This window comes from Stenotrophomonas sp. YJH_SMC_57 (genome assembly GCF_059369755.1).
Genome location: NZ_JCAFSZ010000005.1, coordinates 238,186 through 256,441, shown reverse-complemented (window position 1 = coordinate 256,441; position 18,256 = coordinate 238,186). Strand labels below are relative to the sequence as shown.

At 68.0% G+C, this 18,256-nt stretch carries 17 protein-coding genes; 13 read left to right on the top strand and 4 right to left on the bottom strand.

The window, feature by feature from the left end; all coding sequences use genetic code 11:
- Positions 1 to 21: 21 nt before the first annotated feature.
- Genes AC5P7U_RS08595 through map form a run of 4 tightly spaced genes read right to left on the bottom strand, consistent with a single transcriptional unit; the run spans position 22 to position 5,367 of the window.
- On the bottom strand, positions 22 to 888 hold the full coding sequence (locus tag AC5P7U_RS08595; RefSeq protein WP_197563073.1) for a hypothetical protein: 867 nt from the start codon (positions 886 to 888) through the stop codon (positions 22 to 24).
- Positions 889 to 890: 2 nt separating this feature from the next.
- Positions 891 to 1,952 carry a 2,3,4,5-tetrahydropyridine-2,6-dicarboxylate N-succinyltransferase gene (dapD, locus tag AC5P7U_RS08590; RefSeq protein WP_197563075.1) on the bottom strand — a complete coding sequence of 354 codons (1,062 nt, stop codon included), beginning with the start codon at positions 1,950 to 1,952 and terminating at the stop codon, positions 891 to 893.
- The gene (locus AC5P7U_RS08585; protein WP_481458200.1) at positions 1,952 to 4,561 is read right to left on the bottom strand and encodes a [protein-PII] uridylyltransferase; all 2,610 of its coding nucleotides are present in this window, start codon (positions 4,559 to 4,561) and stop codon (positions 1,952 to 1,954) included. The genes dapD and AC5P7U_RS08585 overlap by 1 nt, the downstream gene beginning before the upstream one ends.
- A gap of 20 nt (positions 4,562 to 4,581) precedes the next feature.
- Positions 4,582 to 5,367, bottom strand: a complete 786-nt coding sequence (gene map, locus AC5P7U_RS08580) for a type I methionyl aminopeptidase (RefSeq protein WP_006427380.1) — start codon at positions 5,365 to 5,367, stop codon at positions 4,582 to 4,584.
- Positions 5,368 to 5,597: 230 nt separating this feature from the next.
- Between map and AC5P7U_RS08575 the strand changes: the two genes are divergently transcribed.
- From AC5P7U_RS08575 to AC5P7U_RS08515, 13 genes are all read left to right on the top strand, one after another.
- Complete coding sequence (locus tag AC5P7U_RS08575; RefSeq protein ID WP_006427378.1) at positions 5,598 to 6,128, top strand: Csu type fimbrial protein; 531 nt, start codon at positions 5,598 to 5,600, stop codon at positions 6,126 to 6,128.
- The gene (locus AC5P7U_RS08570) at positions 6,128 to 6,877 is read left to right on the top strand and encodes a fimbrial biogenesis chaperone (RefSeq protein WP_180878265.1); all 750 of its coding nucleotides are present in this window, start codon (positions 6,128 to 6,130) and stop codon (positions 6,875 to 6,877) included. The genes AC5P7U_RS08575 and AC5P7U_RS08570 overlap by 1 nt, the downstream gene beginning before the upstream one ends.
- Before the next feature lie 7 nt (positions 6,878 to 6,884).
- Positions 6,885 to 9,263 (top strand): fimbria/pilus outer membrane usher protein, encoded by a 2,379-nt coding sequence (locus tag AC5P7U_RS08565; protein ID WP_197563077.1) that lies wholly within the window; start codon positions 6,885 to 6,887, stop codon positions 9,261 to 9,263.
- Positions 9,260 to 10,291, top strand: a complete 1,032-nt coding sequence (locus tag AC5P7U_RS08560) for a Csu type fimbrial protein (protein WP_495220997.1) — start codon at positions 9,260 to 9,262, stop codon at positions 10,289 to 10,291. Before AC5P7U_RS08565 ends, AC5P7U_RS08560 begins: the two co-directional genes overlap by 4 nt.
- Before the next feature lie 92 nt (positions 10,292 to 10,383).
- The gene (locus AC5P7U_RS08555) at positions 10,384 to 10,629 is read left to right on the top strand and encodes a hypothetical protein (protein ID WP_414715700.1); all 246 of its coding nucleotides are present in this window, start codon (positions 10,384 to 10,386) and stop codon (positions 10,627 to 10,629) included.
- Positions 10,629 to 11,330, top strand: a complete 702-nt coding sequence (locus AC5P7U_RS08550) for a molecular chaperone (RefSeq protein ID WP_197563081.1) — start codon at positions 10,629 to 10,631, stop codon at positions 11,328 to 11,330. Before AC5P7U_RS08555 ends, AC5P7U_RS08550 begins: the two co-directional genes overlap by 1 nt.
- 220 nt (positions 11,331 to 11,550) lie before the next feature.
- On the top strand, positions 11,551 to 12,357 hold the full coding sequence (gene rpsB, locus AC5P7U_RS08545; protein WP_006427162.1) for a 30S ribosomal protein S2: 807 nt from the start codon (positions 11,551 to 11,553) through the stop codon (positions 12,355 to 12,357).
- A gap of 126 nt (positions 12,358 to 12,483) precedes the next feature.
- Positions 12,484 to 13,359, top strand: a complete 876-nt coding sequence (gene tsf, locus AC5P7U_RS08540; RefSeq protein WP_006427160.1) for a translation elongation factor Ts — start codon at positions 12,484 to 12,486, stop codon at positions 13,357 to 13,359.
- 250 nt (positions 13,360 to 13,609) lie between these two features.
- Complete coding sequence (locus AC5P7U_RS08535) at positions 13,610 to 15,148, top strand: sensor domain-containing diguanylate cyclase (protein ID WP_008265479.1); 1,539 nt, start codon at positions 13,610 to 13,612, stop codon at positions 15,146 to 15,148.
- 121 nt (positions 15,149 to 15,269) lie between these two features.
- Positions 15,270 to 15,998 carry a UMP kinase gene (gene pyrH / locus AC5P7U_RS08530; RefSeq protein ID WP_006427124.1) on the top strand — a complete coding sequence of 243 codons (729 nt, stop codon included), beginning with the start codon at positions 15,270 to 15,272 and terminating at the stop codon, positions 15,996 to 15,998.
- Between the two features lie 96 nt (positions 15,999 to 16,094).
- Complete coding sequence (frr, locus tag AC5P7U_RS08525) at positions 16,095 to 16,649, top strand: ribosome recycling factor (protein ID WP_008265041.1); 555 nt, start codon at positions 16,095 to 16,097, stop codon at positions 16,647 to 16,649.
- A gap of 5 nt (positions 16,650 to 16,654) precedes the next feature.
- Positions 16,655 to 17,422, top strand: a complete 768-nt coding sequence (uppS, locus tag AC5P7U_RS08520) for a polyprenyl diphosphate synthase (RefSeq protein ID WP_049456922.1) — start codon at positions 16,655 to 16,657, stop codon at positions 17,420 to 17,422.
- On the top strand, positions 17,419 to 18,255 hold the full coding sequence (locus tag AC5P7U_RS08515) for a phosphatidate cytidylyltransferase (protein ID WP_197563083.1): 837 nt from the start codon (positions 17,419 to 17,421) through the stop codon (positions 18,253 to 18,255). The genes uppS and AC5P7U_RS08515 overlap by 4 nt, the downstream gene beginning before the upstream one ends.
- Position 18,256 lies beyond the last annotated feature (1 nt).

The following is an 18,256-nucleotide window of genomic DNA, read 5'->3' as shown; positions in this document are numbered from 1 at the left end:
GGAAAACAGAGGGCCAGAATCTCACAACAGGCGCTCGGACACGACCCGGAACGGCACCGCCGGCAGCCGCAGCGCCAGCCCCTCGGCCAGGTTCACGCCCATCGCCTGCAAGCGCGGACAGTGCGCTCCGCCCTCCAGCTGCAGCGGTTGCAGCTGGGTGATATCCACCGGCAGATCGATGCGGGTGCTGGCCCAGCGCCCATCGCAGGTCCGTGCGATGGCCTCGTCCTGGCAGGTCAGGAATCGCAGCCGCGCGTCCTGGTCATCGCAGAACCCGGCCCATGCCGAAGGGTTCCAGCCTTCGGCGGCGCGCCACCGCAGATGCAGCGCCGGGGCACTGCCCTGCCCGCCTTCGATCCAGGTCTGCCCGCCGCCATCGGCGCGTATCTGGTGTTCGAAATGCGTGGACAGATGGGGCTGCATCGCATCGCTGAACGCGCGCGCACCGGCCACGAAGGCCAGCTGGTCCATCACGTTGCGGTCGAACAGCACCACCGGCGTCCCGTCCGGATCGTCGTCCCGGCGCAGGTACCAGCGCCAGTTGCTCTGGCGTGGCGAGGGCATCAGCGCGCGCAGCGGTCCGCCCATGCCGGGCCCGAAATGGCCATGGCGGTAGCTGAGGATGGTGTACGGCGTACGCCCTTCATGCACCTCGTAGTGATGGCCCGGCGGCGGTGGCGGTGCATGGCGCACATCGACCCACCAGCTCACATACACCACGTCGCGCACGTCGCTGACCAGCGCCGGCATCGGCCAGCGCCGCGACAGCGCACGCCGCAGCCGGGTCCAGCGCGGGGCGTGCAGCAGGCGAGGCAGCATCCGCCCGAACAGGGTGTCGGACGGATGCCGGTAGATCGCGGACTGCGCCAGGTCTTCCGGCGCCGTCACCTTCAGTCGGCCAGGCCGCGCAGCAGGTCGTTGACGCTGGTCTTGCTGCGGGTCTTCGCATCGACCTGCTTGACGATCACTGCGCAATACAGCGAATGGGTACCGTCCTTGCTCGGCAGCGAACCGGACACCACCACGCTGTACGGCGGGATGTAGCCGTAGCTGATCTCGCCGGTAGCGCGGTTGTAGATGCGCGTGCTCTGGCTGAGGAACACGCCCATGCCGATCACGCTGTGGTGGCCGACCACCACGCCTTCCACCACTTCCGAACGCGCACCGATGAAGCAGTGGTCTTCGATGATGGTCGGGCTGGCCTGCAGCGGTTCCAGCACGCCGCCGATGCCGGCGCCGCCGGACAGGTGGCAGTGCTGGCCGATCTGCGCGCAGGAACCGACGGTGGCCCAGGTGTCGACCATGGTGCCTTCGCCGACGTAGGCACCGATGTTGGTGAAGCTCGGCATCAGCACCACGTCCTTGCCGAAGTACGTGCCGCGGCGGGCGATCGCACCCGGCACCACGCGCACGCCGCCACGGCGGAACTTCGCTTCGTCATAACCGGCGAAACGCGATTCGACCTTGTCCCAGAACGGCGCCGGGCGCGCATCGACCACCGCCATGTCGTTGACGCGGAAGTACAGAAGCACGGCCTTCTTCAGCCACTCGTTGACCTTCCAGCCGCCGTGGCCGTCCGGTTCGGCAACCCGGAACTCGCCGCTTTCCAGGCCGTCGATCACCCGGTTCACCAGTGGCTTGGTCGAGCCTTCCAGCTCATGCAGGGTCAGCGTGGCGCGGCGCTCGAAGGCGCTCTCGATGCCGAACTTCAGCTCTTCCACGCCCGGCGCGGCCGGCTTGCGCAGCGACTTGCGGGCAATGGTTTCGGCGCGTGCGGCTTCGGCGCTCTTGGCCGGCACCTTCTTCGGTGCAGCCACCTTCTTCGCCGGGGCCTTCACCACAGCGGCCTTCTTCGGCGCAGCGGCCTTCTTCGCGGCCGGCGCGGCGGCAGGTTTCTTGGCCGCTGCGGCCTTCGGGGTCGCGGCAGTTTTCTTGGCGGTCTTGGTGGCCATCAGGCGGGGTCTCCAGCGTTTCGATCAGGGTCCAGGCAGGCCAGCATCGCGTCATGCAGCTGCTGCCGGGCAGGCTCAGTCAGGGGGAGGTCGTGTTCGTCACTGATCACGAAAGTGTCTTCGGCGCGTTCGCCGAATGTGGCAATGCGCGCGTCATGCACGCGCAGGCCCTGGTTGCGCAGCACGAACGCCACGTCGGCCAGCAGGCCGGGACGGTCGGGGGCGACCAGGGCAAAACGGGTCGCGCCGGGCTCATCGCGGAACTCGATGCGCGGGGCAAAGCGGAAATGGCGCAGCTGACGTGGCACCACCCGGCGCGAAGGCCGCAGCCGGGTCAGGTCACCGCTGAGCGCCTCGCGCAGCGCGGCCTCCAGGTTGGCGCTGCTGCCATCGGCGAAGGTATCGGCCGGGTTCACCTCGAAGGTATCGAAGATGGTGTCGGCAGGGCCATCCAGCACGCGCGCGCGGTGGATGCCATAGCCCTTGCGGTCCAGGGTCATCACGATGGCGGCGAACAGGCCGTCGCGGTCCGGCGAATGCACGAACACTTCCAGTGCCGGGTCGTCGACGCTGATCCGGCGCACCTTCACCAGTGCCTGGCCCTGCTTCACCGGCACCAGCGCGGCCGCCTGCCAGGCCAGCTGCTCCGGCCGCAGCCGGATGAAGCCTTCGTCGGGCATCACCGCGAACTGGCGGTCGATGGTGGCATCGTCGTAGCCCCGCTCGCGCACCAGCGCGCGCACGCTGTCACGCGCCTCGGCCACGCGCTCGGCCGCCGGCACCGGATGTTCCAGCCCTTCGCGCAGCGCGCGCCGGGTGGCGAAGTAGAGATCGGCCAGCAGGCGGTCCTTCCACGCGTTCCACAGCTTCGGGCTGGTGCCGGCGATGTCGGCACAGGTCAGCAGGTACAGATAGTCGAGGCGGTCGCGGCTGCCGACCAGGGTCGCGAAGCGATGGATCACCACTGGATCGGCGATGTCCTGCTTCTGCGCGGTCACCGACATGCGCAGGTGCTGTTCGACCAGCCATGCCACCAGCTCGGTATCGGTGCCACTCAGCGCATGGGCCTGGCAGAACGCGCGCGCGTCCACCGCACCCAGCTCCGAATGGTCGCCGCCACGGCCCTTGGCGATGTCATGGAACAGGCCGGCCAGCAGCAGCAGCTCCGGCTTGCGCAGGCGTGGCCACACTTCGTGCGCGATCGAGAATCGCTCGTCGGCACGGCTGCTGGCGAACAGGCCGATGTTGCGCAGGACCATCAGCGTGTGCTGGTCGACGGTGTAGACATGGAACAGGTCGAACTGCATGCGCCCACTGACCTGGGCAAACGCTGGAATCCACTGCCCGAGCACGCCCAGCCGCGCCATGCGCGAAAGCGTGTCGACCGGGCGCTGGCCACGCAGCAATGCCAGGAACTGCTCGCGCGCATCGGCGTCGGCCACGTCGTAGGCCGGCAGCACGGGCAGCGCTTCGGCCAGCGCGCGCGCGGTCAGCGAATGCAGGCCGCGCACCTGCGGATTGTTGGCCCAGCTGGCGAACAGCGCGAATACCTGGCCGATATCGCCACGCGGCCAGTCGGCATCGTTGGCCGCCAGGTAGCCGCGGCGCAGGGAAAAGCCCACGGTCAGCGGTTCCGGCTGCGCCTCGCCGTCGAACTGTTCCTCGAAGCGCTGCAGCAGGCGGTCGCTGATCCGGCGCACCACCAGTGCGGCGCGATAGAAGCCCTGCATCATCTTTTCGACACCGAGATTCTCGGCATCGTCTTCGAAGCCCAGGCGCGCGGCCAGGGTCTTCTGGTAATCAAAGCGCAGGCGCTCTTCCGGGCGGCGCGCCACCAGGTGCAGGCCGAAGCGCAGCCGCGCCAGCACCGCGCGTTCGCGCTTCAGCGCGGCCGCTTCATCGGCGCCCAGGTGGCCGAGCCCGACCAGCGCCTCCAGGTCACGCACGCCAAACGCGCGCAGCGCCATCCAGCCCAGCGTATTGAGATCGCGCAGGCCGCCGGGGCCATCCTTCAGGTCCGGCTCCAGGTTGTCGGCGGTATCACCGAAGCGCTGGTGGCGGTTGCGCAGTTCTTCCAGCTTGGCCAGGAAGAAAGTGCGCGCCGGCCACAGCTCGCGATCATCAATGGCCTCGCGCAGGGCGCGACGCGTGGCCTCTTCGGCCAGGATCGGGCGCGCCTCGATCAGCGCGGTCAGTACGGTCTGGTCGGCCGCCGCCTCGCGGCATTGCGCCGCCGACCGCACGGCATGGCTGACCGCCAGCCCGCAATCCCACAGCAGTGCGAACAGGCGCGCCAGTGCCGGCTCGTGGGCCAGCTGTGCCGGCGGCTCGCCGAACACCAGCAGGTCGATGTCCGAACGCGGGAACAGTTCGCCGCGGCCGTAGCCGCCCACCGCAAACAATGACAGGCCACTGTCGGCCGGCAGGCAGCGCTGCCAGGCCAGGCGGATCAGATGGTCGGCTGCGCGTGCGCGCAGCGCCAGCAGGCGTTCGATGTTGTCGCCCTGGTCGAAGCGGCGGTACAGGCGCGCGTCGGCCTGCTGCAGCGCCTGGCGCGCGGCAGCAGCCCAGTCCGGGTCGTTGAGCGACGCGGCCGGCGTGTCCAGCAGCGAACTCGCCGGCAGCATCCTCAGGAGACCTGCGACTCGCCCGGCGACAGGGTCAGCACATCCACGCCGGTCTCGGTGACCGCGATCATGTGCTCCCACTGCGCCGACAGCTTGCGGTCCTTGGTCACCACGGTCCAACCGTCCGGCAGCACCTTGTTGTAGCGGGTGCCCTCGTTGATCATCGGCTCGATGGTGAAGGTCATGCCCGGCTGCAGCACCAGGCCCTGGCCCGGGCGGCCGTAATGCACCACCTGCGGCTCGTCGTGGTAGACCTTGCCGATGCCGTGGCCGCAGTACTCGCGCACCACGCTGAAACGCTCGCCTTCGGCATAGCTCTGGATGGCATGGCCGATGTCGCCCAGGGTGGCGCCCGGACGCACCGCGCGAATGCCGCGCCACATCGCTTCGTAGGTGGTTTCCACCAGGCGGCGCGCCATCACCGACGGCGTGCCGACGAAGTACATGCGGCTGGTGTCGCCGTGCCAGCCGTCCTTGATGACGGTGACATCGATATTGACGATGTCGCCATCCTTGAGCACCTTCCCTTCACTGGGGATGCCGTGGCAGATGACGTTGTTGACCGAGGTGCACACGGTCTTGGGGAAGCCGCGGTAGCCAACGTTGGCCGGAATGGCGCCCTGCACGTTCACGATATGGTCGTGGCAGATGCGGTCCAGTTCCTCGGTGGTGACACCGGGCTTGACGTGGGGGGTGACGATGTCGAGCACTTCACTGGCCAGGCGGCCGGCGATGCGCATCATCTCGATTTCCTGCGGGGTTTTCAGATTCACGCTCATGGCGCCCATTATCGCTGATCCGGCCGCAATCTGAACGAACGCCACCCAACTGGCGATCCGGGCCATGCACGGTTCCGGCAAGGAAAGTGAAAGCGTGACGGACTCGGCCCTTTCGGGTCCCTTTTTATCACGGATTACAGACACTTGCGCTGCCTAAGCTGGCGCCAGCGTCGTCAAAGCGGCACCGATCGTGCCGTCTTCGCCTTGTTCAACAGACCTTCGGGTCAGGGAGGTTGTCCATGCGATCCCCACTTCGTTCCCCGCTGGCCTGGGCCATCGCCGGGCTGCTGATGTCCAGCCCGCTGCTGGCCGCCGACACCACCACCTTCAACGTCACCCTGGTGGTCACCAAGGCGTGCACGATCACCGCCGCGGCGGCCACCAACGTGGATTTCGGCACCGCCGCCTCCACCACCACCACGCCCACGCTGGGCCAGGGCACGGTGACCGCGCAGTGCTCGGCGCTGACCCCGTACACGATTTCGCTGAATGCGGGCGCCAACGCCAGCACCGCCAATGACGTCACCACCCGCCGGATGAAGAACACCAATGCGGCGGTGACCGCCAACAACTATGTCGGTTACCAGCTGTACCAGGATGCGGCGCACACGCTGGTGTGGGGGGCCACCACCGGCACCAACACCCAGGCCGGCATCGGCACCGGCCTGGCGGTGCCCTACATCGTCTACGGCCAGATCCTGAACCTGAGCACCAACAACCCGGCCACCGGTAACTACCTGGATACGGTCACCGCCACGATCACGTATTGATGGAGCACGCCCGCATGGCCGGATCCCGCCCGTGGCGCGCCACCGGCGTGGCGCTGCTCGCCCTCTGCCTGCTGGCGGCCCCCATGGCAGGCGCCACCAGCCTGCAGGTGGCCCCCACCAGCCTGCAGCTGGAAGCCCGCCAACGCGCCGGCGAACTGTGGCTGACCAACAGCGGCACCTCACCAGTGAAGCTGCAGGTGCGTGTGTTCCGCTGGGTCCAGCAGAACGGGCAGGAACAGCTGCTGCCCACCGATGAACTGGTCGCCACCCCGCCGATGCAGGAACTGGCGGCCGGACAGCAGCAGCTGGTGCGGGTGATGCGGCCCACCCGTGAGCCGCCGCCGGCCCAGCAGTACTACCGGCTGATCGTGGACGAGGTGCCCGACCTGTCCACCCGCACCGATGGCATGCAGTTCGTGCTGCGCTATTCGATTCCGGTGTTCGTGCAGCCGGCGTCGGGCAAGCTGGCCGCACGGCTGCAGGCCAGGCTGGTGCGGCTGGACGATGGCCGCGACGGCGTGGAGGTGTCCAATTCCGGCGACAGCTACGCGCAGATTGCCGACCTCGCGCTGGGCAGTGCCAAGCGCCCGCGCATCGTGCACCCCGGCCTGCTGGGCTACGTACTGCCCGGCCAGGTGATGCGCTGGCCACTCGAACGCACGGCGATCGACCGCGACAACGACCAGATCACGGCCAAGCTCAATGGCGAGTCGGAACAGACGCCACTGTCGCCACCACCGGCTCGCTGAGGCGTTGATGGGCGCGCTGCTTGCTGCCCTGGCTCCCGCGGCGACCGAGGCCGCCGATGTGTCCGGCGCAGGGGCCACCGGGGCTGCCGATGTATCCGGCGTGTCCGCCGATGCCATCCTGCCGCCTCCCACCCCGCTCACCGCCAGCCAGACGCTGTACCTGGACGTATCGCTCAACAGCACACCGCGTGGCCTGCTGCCATTCACCGACAATCGCGGTCGCCTGCAGGCCAGTCCCGAAGTGCTGCGCCAGCTCGGCTTCAATGCCAGCGGCGACGCGCCGGTGTACCTGGACCAGATCAGCGGCGCGGTGGTGCGCTATGACGCGCACATGCAGACCCTGGCACTGGACGTACCGCTGGACCAGCTGACCCTGCCAACCACCGTGCTCAGCCGTCCGCAGGCGCGCGCGCCTGCCGGCAGTGCATCGCCCGGTGTGCTGTTCAACTACGACGTGTATGGCAGCCGGGTGGACACGCTCGGCAACTTCAGCCTGAGCTCGGAACTGCGCCTGTTCGGCATCGGCAACGGCACGTTCGAGAACACCGCGATCAGCCGTCGCTACCAGCAGCCCGGCGACCGCCGCTGGCGTGGCGAAAGCGTGCGCCTGGATACGCGCTGGAGCCTGGATTTCCCCGACCAGGCAATGACCCTGGAGGTTGGCGACTTCTACAGCGGCTTCGTCGACTGGACCCGGCCGGTGCGCCTGGGCGGCCTGCAGATCGGCCGCAACTATGGCCTGCAGCCCTACCGCGTGCTGACCCCCACCCCCAGTTTCCTCGGCCAGGCGGTGGTGCCCTCCACGGTCGAGCTGTATGTCGATGGCCTGCGCCAGTACAGCGGCCAGGTGCCGGTCGGTCCGTTCCAGCTGGCCGCACAACCCGGCATCAGCGGTACCGGCAGCGCGCAGGTGGTGGTGACCGATGCGTTCGGCCGCATGCAGACGCTGGATTTCAGCTTCTATGGCACCCAGCAGCTGCTGGCCAAGGGGTTGTCGGACTGGTCGCTGGGCGTCGGCCATCTGCGCGAAGACTTCGGCCAGCGCTCGTTCGCCTACGACGACCGCACGGTTGCCAGCGCCAGCTGGCGCGGCGGCGTCAGCGATACATTCACCGGCGAAGCACATGCCGAAGGCGGCGCTGGCCTGGCCCAGGCCGGCCTCGGCGGCTGGTGGCTGCTCGGCAGTGCCGGCGTGTTCAACGCCGCCTATGCGCACAGCGACTACCACGGCCTGCAGGGCGGGCAATGGGCGCTGGGCTACAGCTGGAACAACCGCCGCCTCAACGTCAACCTGCGCAGCGTGCGCAGCCACGGCGACTACCGCGACTTGGGCGCGTTGCAGGGCAACCTGCCGCCGAGCATCAGCGAACAGGCCACGGTCGGCATGGATCTGCTGCGGCTGGGCACGCTCAGCGCCAGCTACCTGCGCCTGCGCTATCCCGATGGCGAGGACAACCGCTACGCCAGCCTGTTCTGGTCGCGCACCTGGAGCCAGCGCTGGTCGGCCTACCTGTCGGTGAACCAGAACCTGGACCAGAGCGACGACCGCAGCATCTATCTGTCGGTGACCGCCAGTCTCGGCAACAACCGCCAGGCCAGCCTGTCCAGCCAGCGCAATGGCGACAGCCAGAGCTGGGTGGCCGACGTCACCCAGCCGGTGCCGGGCGATGGCAGTGCCGGCGGTGTCGGCTGGCGCGCCCAGGTCCGTCATGGCGAAGACGGCAATGGCGGCCTGGCCGAGGTCGGCATCCTCAACGATGTCGGCCGCTACTCGTTCGGTGCGTCGCGCCAGGGCGGCCTGAACTATGCCTACGCCAGTGCCAGCGGCAGCCTGGTCTGGATGGGCGGGCACGCCTTCGCCACCCGCGAGGTCTCCGATGCGTTCGCGGTGATCAGCACCAACGGCGTCGGCGGCGTGCCGGTACGACTGGAGAACCGCCTGATCGGCGTCACCGATGATCGCGGCCTGCTGCTGGTCAGCCCGCTGCTGTCCTGGCAGCGCAACCGGGTCTCGATCGACACGCTCGACCTGCCCGAGGACATGCGCGCCGACCGCATCGAGGACTGGGTAACGCCGCGCCAGCGCGCAGGCACCCGTGTCACGTTCCAGCTGCGTTCGCGGCCCTCGCTGAGCCTGACCCTGCTGGGCATGGATGGCCAACCGCTGGAGGTCGGCAGCGAAGTGCAGCTGCCCGATGGCCGCCAGGCGACCGTTGGCTATGACGGCCTGCTCTACCTCGAGGATGTGGCTGCCGGCAGCATGCTGTACGTCACCACCAGCCGCGGCCAGTGCCGGCTGAAGGTGCCGGACCTGCCCAGGGTGGTGGCGTCCGGCGCCCGGCCGAAGCCAGCACCGCTGCACTGCATCCCGGAGGTGGCGCCATGAGGCTGCTGCTTGGCCTGCTGCTGGTGGCTGGGCTGCTGCCCGCGGCACCGGCGCGCGCCATCGCGGTCTGCACGGCCATCGCCGACCCGACACTGCCGTTCGGCAACGTCAACAGCAATGCGCCGGGCGCAACCACGGGCACGCTCAACATCACGGTGAACTGCACCACCTCCGCGCTGAGCCTGCTGGCCACCACCGGGGTGCGGGTGTGCGTGGGCATCGGTGCCGGCAGCGGTGGCGGCAGCAGCGCCAGCTGGCGGACGATGAAGACCGGCACCAGCGACAGCATGAATTTCCAGCTCTACAACACCTCCAACTTCAGCCAGGTGACCGGCCTGACCCCGCGCGGCACACCACCGGCGCAGGAACTGACCTTGACCTACAACGTGCCCCTGACCGGCGGCAACGGCACGCAGGCCACACAGCTGTTCGCACAGATCCCGGCCAATCAGATCCTGGCCTCGGGCGCGTACAGCAGCACCTTCAGCGGTGCCAGCGTGGTCCTGACGTGGGCCTGGAACGAAGTGCTGCTCGGCACCGCCACCGTGCCGGCCAACTGCAATGGCGGCGCCACCGGCACCAACAGCGCCAGCGCCGCGTTCAGCTTCACCGCCACCGCCAACGTGCTGCCGCAGTGCGGCAGCTACGTCACCACCAACATGAACTTCGGCAGCGTCACCGGTGGCATTCCCGCCAACATCGACCAGACCGCCACGCTGACCCTGACCTGCCTGAAGAACACCGCCTACCAGATCAGCCTGAACAACGGCCAGAACAACCCCGCTGCCACCAGCACGCGGCGCATGGCCACCACCCTTGGCACCGGCACCTACTACCTCACCTATGAGCTTTACCGCGATGCGGCACGCAGCCTGCGCTGGGGCAACACCCTCAACGTTGATACCGTTGGCGGCACCGGAAGTGGCAGCGCGCAGCAGCTGACCATCTATGGCCGGGTGCCGCCGGTCACCGGCCAGCCCCCTGCCGGCACCTACAACGATCTGGTACAGGTGACGATCACCTATTGACGCGCGTGCCGACCCGCGGTCGGCCCCCACCTACAGATCCGGCCGATCCGGCCGATACCGCGCAACGAGTCTTTCGACACACGGGATGGCAGGTGGTTCGCGCACTTCTGATCGCGGCGATGCTGGTCGCCAGTACGCCCGCGTGGGCCGACCCCAGCAGCAGTGGCGTGCAGATCCGGCTGACCGTGGTCGAGGCGTGCAGCGGTGACACCGGCGGCGACCACTGTCCATCCCCGCCTCAGCGCAGCGATGCACCGCAGCTGCCCCCCCAGGTCCGCGACCTTGCCCCGCCGGCAGCCGACGACGATGCAGCACCTGCCGTGACCGTCATCTACTGATGCGCACACGGCTGACCCTGCTGGCGCTGCTGCTGGCGTCGCCGGCCGCGGCGGCGCTGGACCTGCTGCCGACCACGCTGCAGCTGCCAGCCGACGGCGGCCATACCGCGCTGTGGCTGTACAACCCCGGCCCGGGTCGCTGGCAGGGCCAGGTGAGGATCCTGGCCTGGGAGCAGCAGGCGGACGCCGAGCGACTGCGCCCCAGCGACCAGATCGTGGCCAGCCCGGTCCAGCTGGACCTGCCACCGGGCGCCCGCCAGCGCATCTGGCTACTGCCGCGCCTGCCGTCTCCCGTGGCCAGCGAACGGGCCTACCGGGTCGTGCTCGCGCCCAGCGCGCCTGGCCTGCCGCGCTACTCGCTGCCCCTGTTCCGGGGGCATGCCGCGCCACTGGCGCAGCCGCAGCTGCGGTCCGAGGTCGGCCCCGAGCCGTCGCACCCTACCCTGCGACTGGCCAATACGGGTACCCTGCACGCCCGCCTGCACGACCTCGCCTTCGTTGCCGACGATGGCCAGCGCCTCGTACTGCTGCCCGGCCTGGCCGGCTATGTGCTGGCAGGCCAGGAGCGCCATTGGGCACTACCTGCGCATGCCCGCGGCTATGCCGGCGGCCATTTCCAGGCCCGGCTGCAGGACGGCCGCGTGGTCGAACTGTCCACACCGGGCCCGGCAATTGCAGCGAGCGCACCGAGCGGGCTATAATCGACCGGATTCCTGCCGCCTGCGTGCGCGGGAAACCCGTCCACACCGGACGTCACCGGTGAATCCACACCTGCTGCCCCCATCCGTGCCGGGGTGCTCCGCAAGGAGTTCGGCCACGGAGGCAACAGGGAAGCCCAACCCCGGAACCGATCGCGCTTCCATGCGCCCGCATACCTATCCCCGCGGGCGGAATCGCTGGTTCCATATCAGGAGTATTGCAATGCCCCAGGTCACCATGCGTCAGATGCTGGAAGCCGGCGTCCACTTCGGCCACCAGACCCGCTACTGGAACCCGAAGATGGCTCCGTACATCTTCGGCGCCCGCGGCAAGATCCACATCATCAACCTGGAAAAGACCGTCCCGCTGTTCAACGACGCGATGAACTTCATCTCGTCGGTGGCCCAGAAGCGCGGCACCGTCCTGTTCCTGGGCACCAAGCGCAGCGCCCGCGAAACCATCAAGGAAGAAGCCGAGCGTTGCGGCATGCCGTTCATGAACCAGCGTTGGCTGGGCGGCACCCTGACCAACTTCCGTACCGTCAAGCAGTCGGTTGCCCGCCTGAAGGAACTGGAAGCCGGTGAAACCGACGGCACCTTCGAGAAGCTGGTCAAGCACGAAGTGCTGGGCCTGCGTCGCGAGCGCGACAAGCTGGAAGCCTCGCTGGGCGGCATCAAGGACATGAACCGCCTGCCGGACGCCATCTTCGTGATCGACATCGGCCACGAAGACATCGCGATCAAGGAAGCCAAGAAGCTGGGCATCCCGGTCATCGCCGTGGTCGACACCAACTACAACCCGGAACTGGTTGATTACGCCATCCCTGGCAACGACGACGCCATCCGCGCTGTGCAGCTGTACGCCCGCGCTGCGGCCGACGCCGTGCTGGAAGGCAAGGCTGCTGCTCCGCACGCCGCCTCGGTGCGCGAGGAAGAGTTCGCTGAAGCCGCTGCTGAAGGCGAAGACAAGCCGGCCCGCCGCGCTCCGGCGAAGAAGGCCGCCAAGAAGGGCGACGACGCCCAGGCCTGATCCAGGCCCCGGGGTGGACGCCCGGCGTCCACCCTCCCTGCGCGCAGCCCTTGGCGCGTGACAGGACCGTGTCACACGGGCCGGCCACCATGCCGGCCCAACCCCTTTCTTTCGTGAGGTAATCCCGTGGAAATCACTGCTTCCCTGGTCAAGGAACTGCGCGAGCGCACCGGCGCCGGCATGATGGAATGCAAGAAGGCGCTCACCGAAGCCAACGGCGACATCAACGCCGCCGCTGAAGCCATGCGCAAGTCCGGCGCTGCCAAGGCCGACAAGAAGGCTGACCGCGTGGCTGCCGAAGGCCGTCTGGGCCTGGCCCAGGATGGCGGCAAGGCCGTGCTGGTCGAAGTCAACTCGGAAACCGACTTCGTCGCCAACGACGACAACTTCAAGTCCTTCGTCAACGCCGTCGCCGCTGCTGCCCTGGCATCGGGCGCCAACGACGTCGAAGCCGTGAAGGCTGCCAAGCTGGCCGACGGCCGCACCGTTGAAGAAGCCCGCGCCACCGCCGTGCAGACCCTGGGTGAGAACATCCAGATCCGTCGCATGGTGAAGGTTGATGGCAACAACACGATCGGCGCCTACGTCCACACCAACGGCAAGGTCGGCGTGCTGGTCGACCTGGTCGGCGGCGATGTCGAGCTGGCCCGTGGCCTGGCCATGCACGTGGCCGCGCTGAAGCCGCCGCACAACAAGGCTGCCGACGTGCCGGCCGAGTTCGTCGAGAAGGAAAAGGAAATCGAACTGGCGAAGATGTCCGAGAAGGACAAGTCCAAGCCGGCCGACATCCTGGAAAAGATCATCAGCGGCAAGATCAACAAGATCGTCAGCGACGTGACCCTGTACGGCCAGACCTACGTGCTGGGCGACACCACCGTCGAGCAGGTGGTCAAGGCCGCCGGCGCCGACGTGGCGGGCTTCAAGCTGCTGATCGTGGGCGAAGGCATCGAGAAGGTTGTGGAAGACTACGCCGCCGAAGTCGCCAAGGCGATGCAGGTCTGATTCCAGCCCTCCGGCTGTGAAGCGACCAGAAGGAGCCGCGGGAAACCGCGGCTCTTTTTTTTGTGCCCGCTGCACCTGTGGGTGCGCACACCGACGCCGGGCACACACCGGCGCCCAGGGGCCTTTGCGTTGCGCACGAATCAAGCCGATACTCGGCGCAGGGAAACCGCAGTCACTTAGCAGGAACAAAATTCGCGGACTGTGATGCATTCCTAGGTATTCTTGTCCCAATGGAATTGAACGACCCGACATGCCTCCCGAGCTGACAGCTGCCCTGGCGCTCTGCCGCAACCTGCCTTCGCCACCCGGTATTGCCCTGCGCATCATCGAACTGGCCCAGGACCCGGAAGCGGACATCGCCACCGCCGCCGACATCATCGCCATCGACATGGCGTTGAGCGCTCGCATGCTGCGCATCGCCAATTCCCCCCTGTACGCCAGCCGGCGCCGGATCGAGAACCTCGGCCAGGCGCTGACCATGCTCGGCCTGAATGCCACCATCAGCCTGGCCCTCGGCTTCACCGTCACCCAGGGCCTGACCGGTGGCAGTGGCGAAGGCCACGACCTGCGCCAGCGCGCCTGGAAGCGCAGCATCCTCAGCGCCCTGGCCGCCAGCCAGCTGGGGCAGGCGCGCGGCCTGCGCCGCCTGGAGGAACTGATGCTGGCCGGCCTGCTGCAGGACCTGGGCGTGCTGTGCCTGGCCCAGGCCGAGTCGGAACGCTACCTGCCCCTGCTGCGCGAAGCGCGCGACAACACCGACCTGGTCGCGCGCGAGCGCGAGGAGCTGGGCTGCAGCCATGCCGACGTCGGCGCCTGGGTGGCCGAGCAATGGGGCCTGCCGCGCTATCTGGTGGAGAGCATCAGCCACAGCGAGGACCAGGACGCGGTCGAATCGCCCTTCCAGGCCTGCGTGCAGCTGTCCGGCGCCGTCGCCGACATCTGGCTGGACGAGGATGCCGACACCGCCCGCGAACGCGCCCTGCAGCAGGTGCACGACCACCTGGAACTGGACAGCGCCCGCTTCGACCAGGTGCTCGCGCGCATCAGCGAGGCCCTGCCGGACATCGCCAGCCTGTTCGAGGCCGGGCTGAATTCGCCTTCGCGTGTGCGTGAACTGATCGACCACGCACAGGAGCTGGCCACCCTGCGCAACCTGCGCGAACTGCAGGATGCCGACCAGGCGCGCCGCCGCGCCGACGAATTCGAAGCCCGGGCCAAGCGCCTGGCCGACCAGGCCCACCGCGACGCGCTGACCGGCGTGCTCAACCGTCGCCAGCTGGAAGCGGTGCTCGAACAGGAGTTCCTGCGTGCCGGCCGCCAGGGCTGGCCGCTGTCGGTGGCGTTCATCGATCTGGACGATTTCAAGAAGATCAACGATGCGCATGGCCACCTGACCGGCGATGAGGTGCTGCGCGCCTTCGCTGGCAAGCTGCAGGGCCAGCTGCGCAACAGCGACACCGTGGCCCGTTTCGGTGGCGAGGAGTTCGTTGCGCTGCTGCCCAATACCAGCGAAACCGTGGCACTGGACGTGATCCGCCGGGTGCTGGCCAACATCGTCGCCACGCCGATGGCCGAGCTGGAAGGCGGCCCGCTGTTCGTCACCTTCTCGGCCGGCGTGGCCACCCAGGGCGGCTACGAGCGCTTCGCCGACGTGCAGGACCTGCTGCGCGCGGCCGACGACGTCCTGTATCGCTCCAAGAATCTCGGCCGCAACCGGGTGATCGCCCGCTCCCCTGGCGCTCTTGGCCACGACGAGCTGTCGGCGACCGCTGGCGCCGAGCTGGGCTGAACGGGGAGCCCCGGCTGACCGGGGCAAACGCCGGAATTTTGCGCCGCAGTGCACAAAACACTTTGGCAGGACGCTGCATGCGCGTAGAATCGCCCGCGATTTCCACGCACCCGAGGTCCCCATGTCCAAGCTCGCCTATCGCCGCATCCTTCTGAAACTGTCCGGGGAGGCGCTGATGGGAGATGAGGACTACGGCATCGACCCGAAGATCATCAACCGCCTGGCCCGCGAGGTCATCGAAGCCCAGCAGGCCGGTGCCGAAGTGGCCCTGGTGATCGGCGGCGGCAACATCTTCCGCGGTGCCGGCCTGGCCGCTGGCGGCATGGACCGGGTCACCGGCGACCAGATGGGCATGCTGGCCACGGTCATCAACGCCCTGGCCATGCAGGACGCCCTGGAGAAGCTGGGCGCCAAGGCCCGCGTGATGAGCGCGATCAAGATCAACGACGTGTGCGAGGACTACATCCGCCGCCGCGCCATCCGCCACCTTGAAAAGGGCCGCCTGGTGATCTTCGCCGCCGGCGTCGGCAGCCCGTTCTTCACCACCGATTCCGGCGCCGCCCTGCGCGCGATCGAGATCGGCGCCGACCTGCTGCTGAAGGCCACCAAGGTCGACGGCGTGTACGACAAGGACCCGAACAAGCACAGCGATGCGGTCCGCTTCGACAGCCTGAGTTACGACGAAGTGATCCGACGCGGCCTGGAAGTGATGGATACCGCCGCCTTCGCCCTGGCCCGTGACAGCGACCTGCCGATGCGCGTGTTCGACATGGGCCAGCCGGGCGAGCTGCTGAAGATCCTCAATGGCGAGAACATCGGCACCCTGGTCCAGGGCCGCGATCAGGCCTGAGCCTGAGCGCGAGGCGACAACCGGGCCGATCCAGGCCCGGCAGCGTCCCGTATTCGCCTATAATCGCCCGATTCCAGATACATCCAGGACCGGGCGATGCTCAACGACATCAAGAACAACGCGCAGACGCGCATGGCCAAGAGCATCGACGCTCTGAAGCACACCCTCACCTCCATCCGCACCGGGCGTGCCACTCCCGCCCTGCTGGACCGCGTGACGGTCAATGCCTATGGCAATGCCAGCACCCCGCTGAACCAGGTCGCCTCGATCTCCAACGCCGATGCCCACTCGCTGCTGGTCACGCCCTTCGACAAGAGCATGATCAAGGAAATCGAGAAGGGGCTGTACAACCACGAGTTCACCCCGAACACGCTGGGCGCCGCGATCCGCATCAACATGCCGCCGCCGACCGAAGAGCGCCGCAAGGAGCTGGTCAAGCAGGTGCAGAAGGAAGGCGAAGGCGCCAAGATCGCCGTGCGCAACATCCGTCAGGACGCGAACAAGGAAATCGCCAAGCTGGTCAAGGACAAGGCGATCAGCGAAGACGAGAAGAAGCGCGGCGAAGACGACATCCAGAAGCTCACCGACGGCAGCATCAAGGACGTCGACAAGGTTGTCGCCGAGAAGGAAAAAGAACTGCTGTCGGTCTGAAGTCGATGCCTTCAGTCCCGCCTCCGTTGCCGGCTGCCCTGCCCCGCCACGTTGCCATCATCATGGATGGCAACGGCCGTTGGGCACAGCAGCGCCGCCGCCCGCGCGTGATCGGCCACCGTGCCGGCGCGCGCGCGGTCAACCGCACCATCGAACGCTGCCTTGAACTGGGCATTCCCGCGCTGACCCTGTTCGCGTTCTCCAGCGAGAACTGGGGCCGGCCGCAGGAAGAAGTCGATGCGTTGATGAAGCTGTTCCTCGGCGCGCTCGACCGCGAAGTGGACGAGCTGCATCGGCGTGGCGTGCGCGTGCGCTTCATCGGTGAACGCGAACGCTTCGGTGCTGGACTGGTCAGCCGCATGCAGCTGGCCGAGCAGCGTACTGCCGACAACACCACCCTGACCCTGTCGATCGCCGCCAGCTACGGTGGCCGCCAGGATATCGCCCGTGCCGCGCGCGCCCTGGCCGTTGAAGTGGCCGCCGGCCGCCTGCTGCCCGAACAGATCGACGAATCGCTGCTGGGCAGCCAGGTGGCCCTGGCCGACCTGCCGGCACCGGACCTGTTCATCCGCACCGGCGGCGATACGCGCATCAGCAATTTCCTGCTGTGGCAGCTGGCGTACACCGAGCTGTGGTTCACCGAGGCCCTGTGGCCGGACTTCGACGCCGAGCTGCTGCAGCAGGCGCTGGACGCCTATGCCAGCCGCGAGCGTCGTTTCGGTTTGACCAGCGCCCAGATCGCCGCACTGGCCACCGAGACCTCCAGCCCATGACCAAGACCCGAGTACTCGCCGCGCTGATCATGGCGCCGGTGGCCATTGCCGCGATCCTGCTGCTGCCGACGCAATGGCTGGCCGCCGCCGCTGCCGCCGTGCTGCTGATCGGCCTGTGGGAGTGGCTGAAGCTGGCCGGCATCGAAGACACCCTGGCGCGCACCGTGCTGCTGGTGCTGAACCTGCTGCTGATGGTGCTGCTGGTGTGGGCCGATGGCAGCACACTGGTGCTGTTCCAGATCACTACATTGGCCGGTGTCGCCTGGTGGCTGGCCGCACTGGTCTGGCTGCGCTTCTTCAACTTCGGCGCACAGCCGTCGGCGCCTTCGCGGATCGTGAAGATGCTGGCCGGCACCCTGGCCATCGTGCCAGCCTGGGCCGCACTGGTGCTGATCCATGCCGGTGGCGATCCGCCGGGCAAGCAGGGCCACCTGTGGCTGCTGGCCGCGCTGGCCCTGGTCTGGGCGGCCGATTCGGGCGCCTATTTCGCCGGCCGACGCTTCGGCAAGCACAAGCTGGCCCCGCGCATCAGCCCCAACAAGACCTGGGAAGGCCTGTTCGGCGGCCTGCTGGCCGGTGTTGCCGTGGCCGTGGGCCTGGGCTGGCTGGCTGGCATCGACGTCGCACACCTGCTGGGCCTGCTGATCACCTCGGTGGTGGCGGTGTTCGCGTCGGTGCTGGGCGATCTGTTCGAGAGCCTGATCAAGCGCCACGCCGGTGCCAAGGACTCCGGCCACCTGATTCCGGGCCATGGCGGCGTGCTCGACCGTGTCGACGGCGTCCTCGCCGCCGTTCCGGTGTTCGCGCTGGGCAAGGAAATCTTCGGGTTCTGAC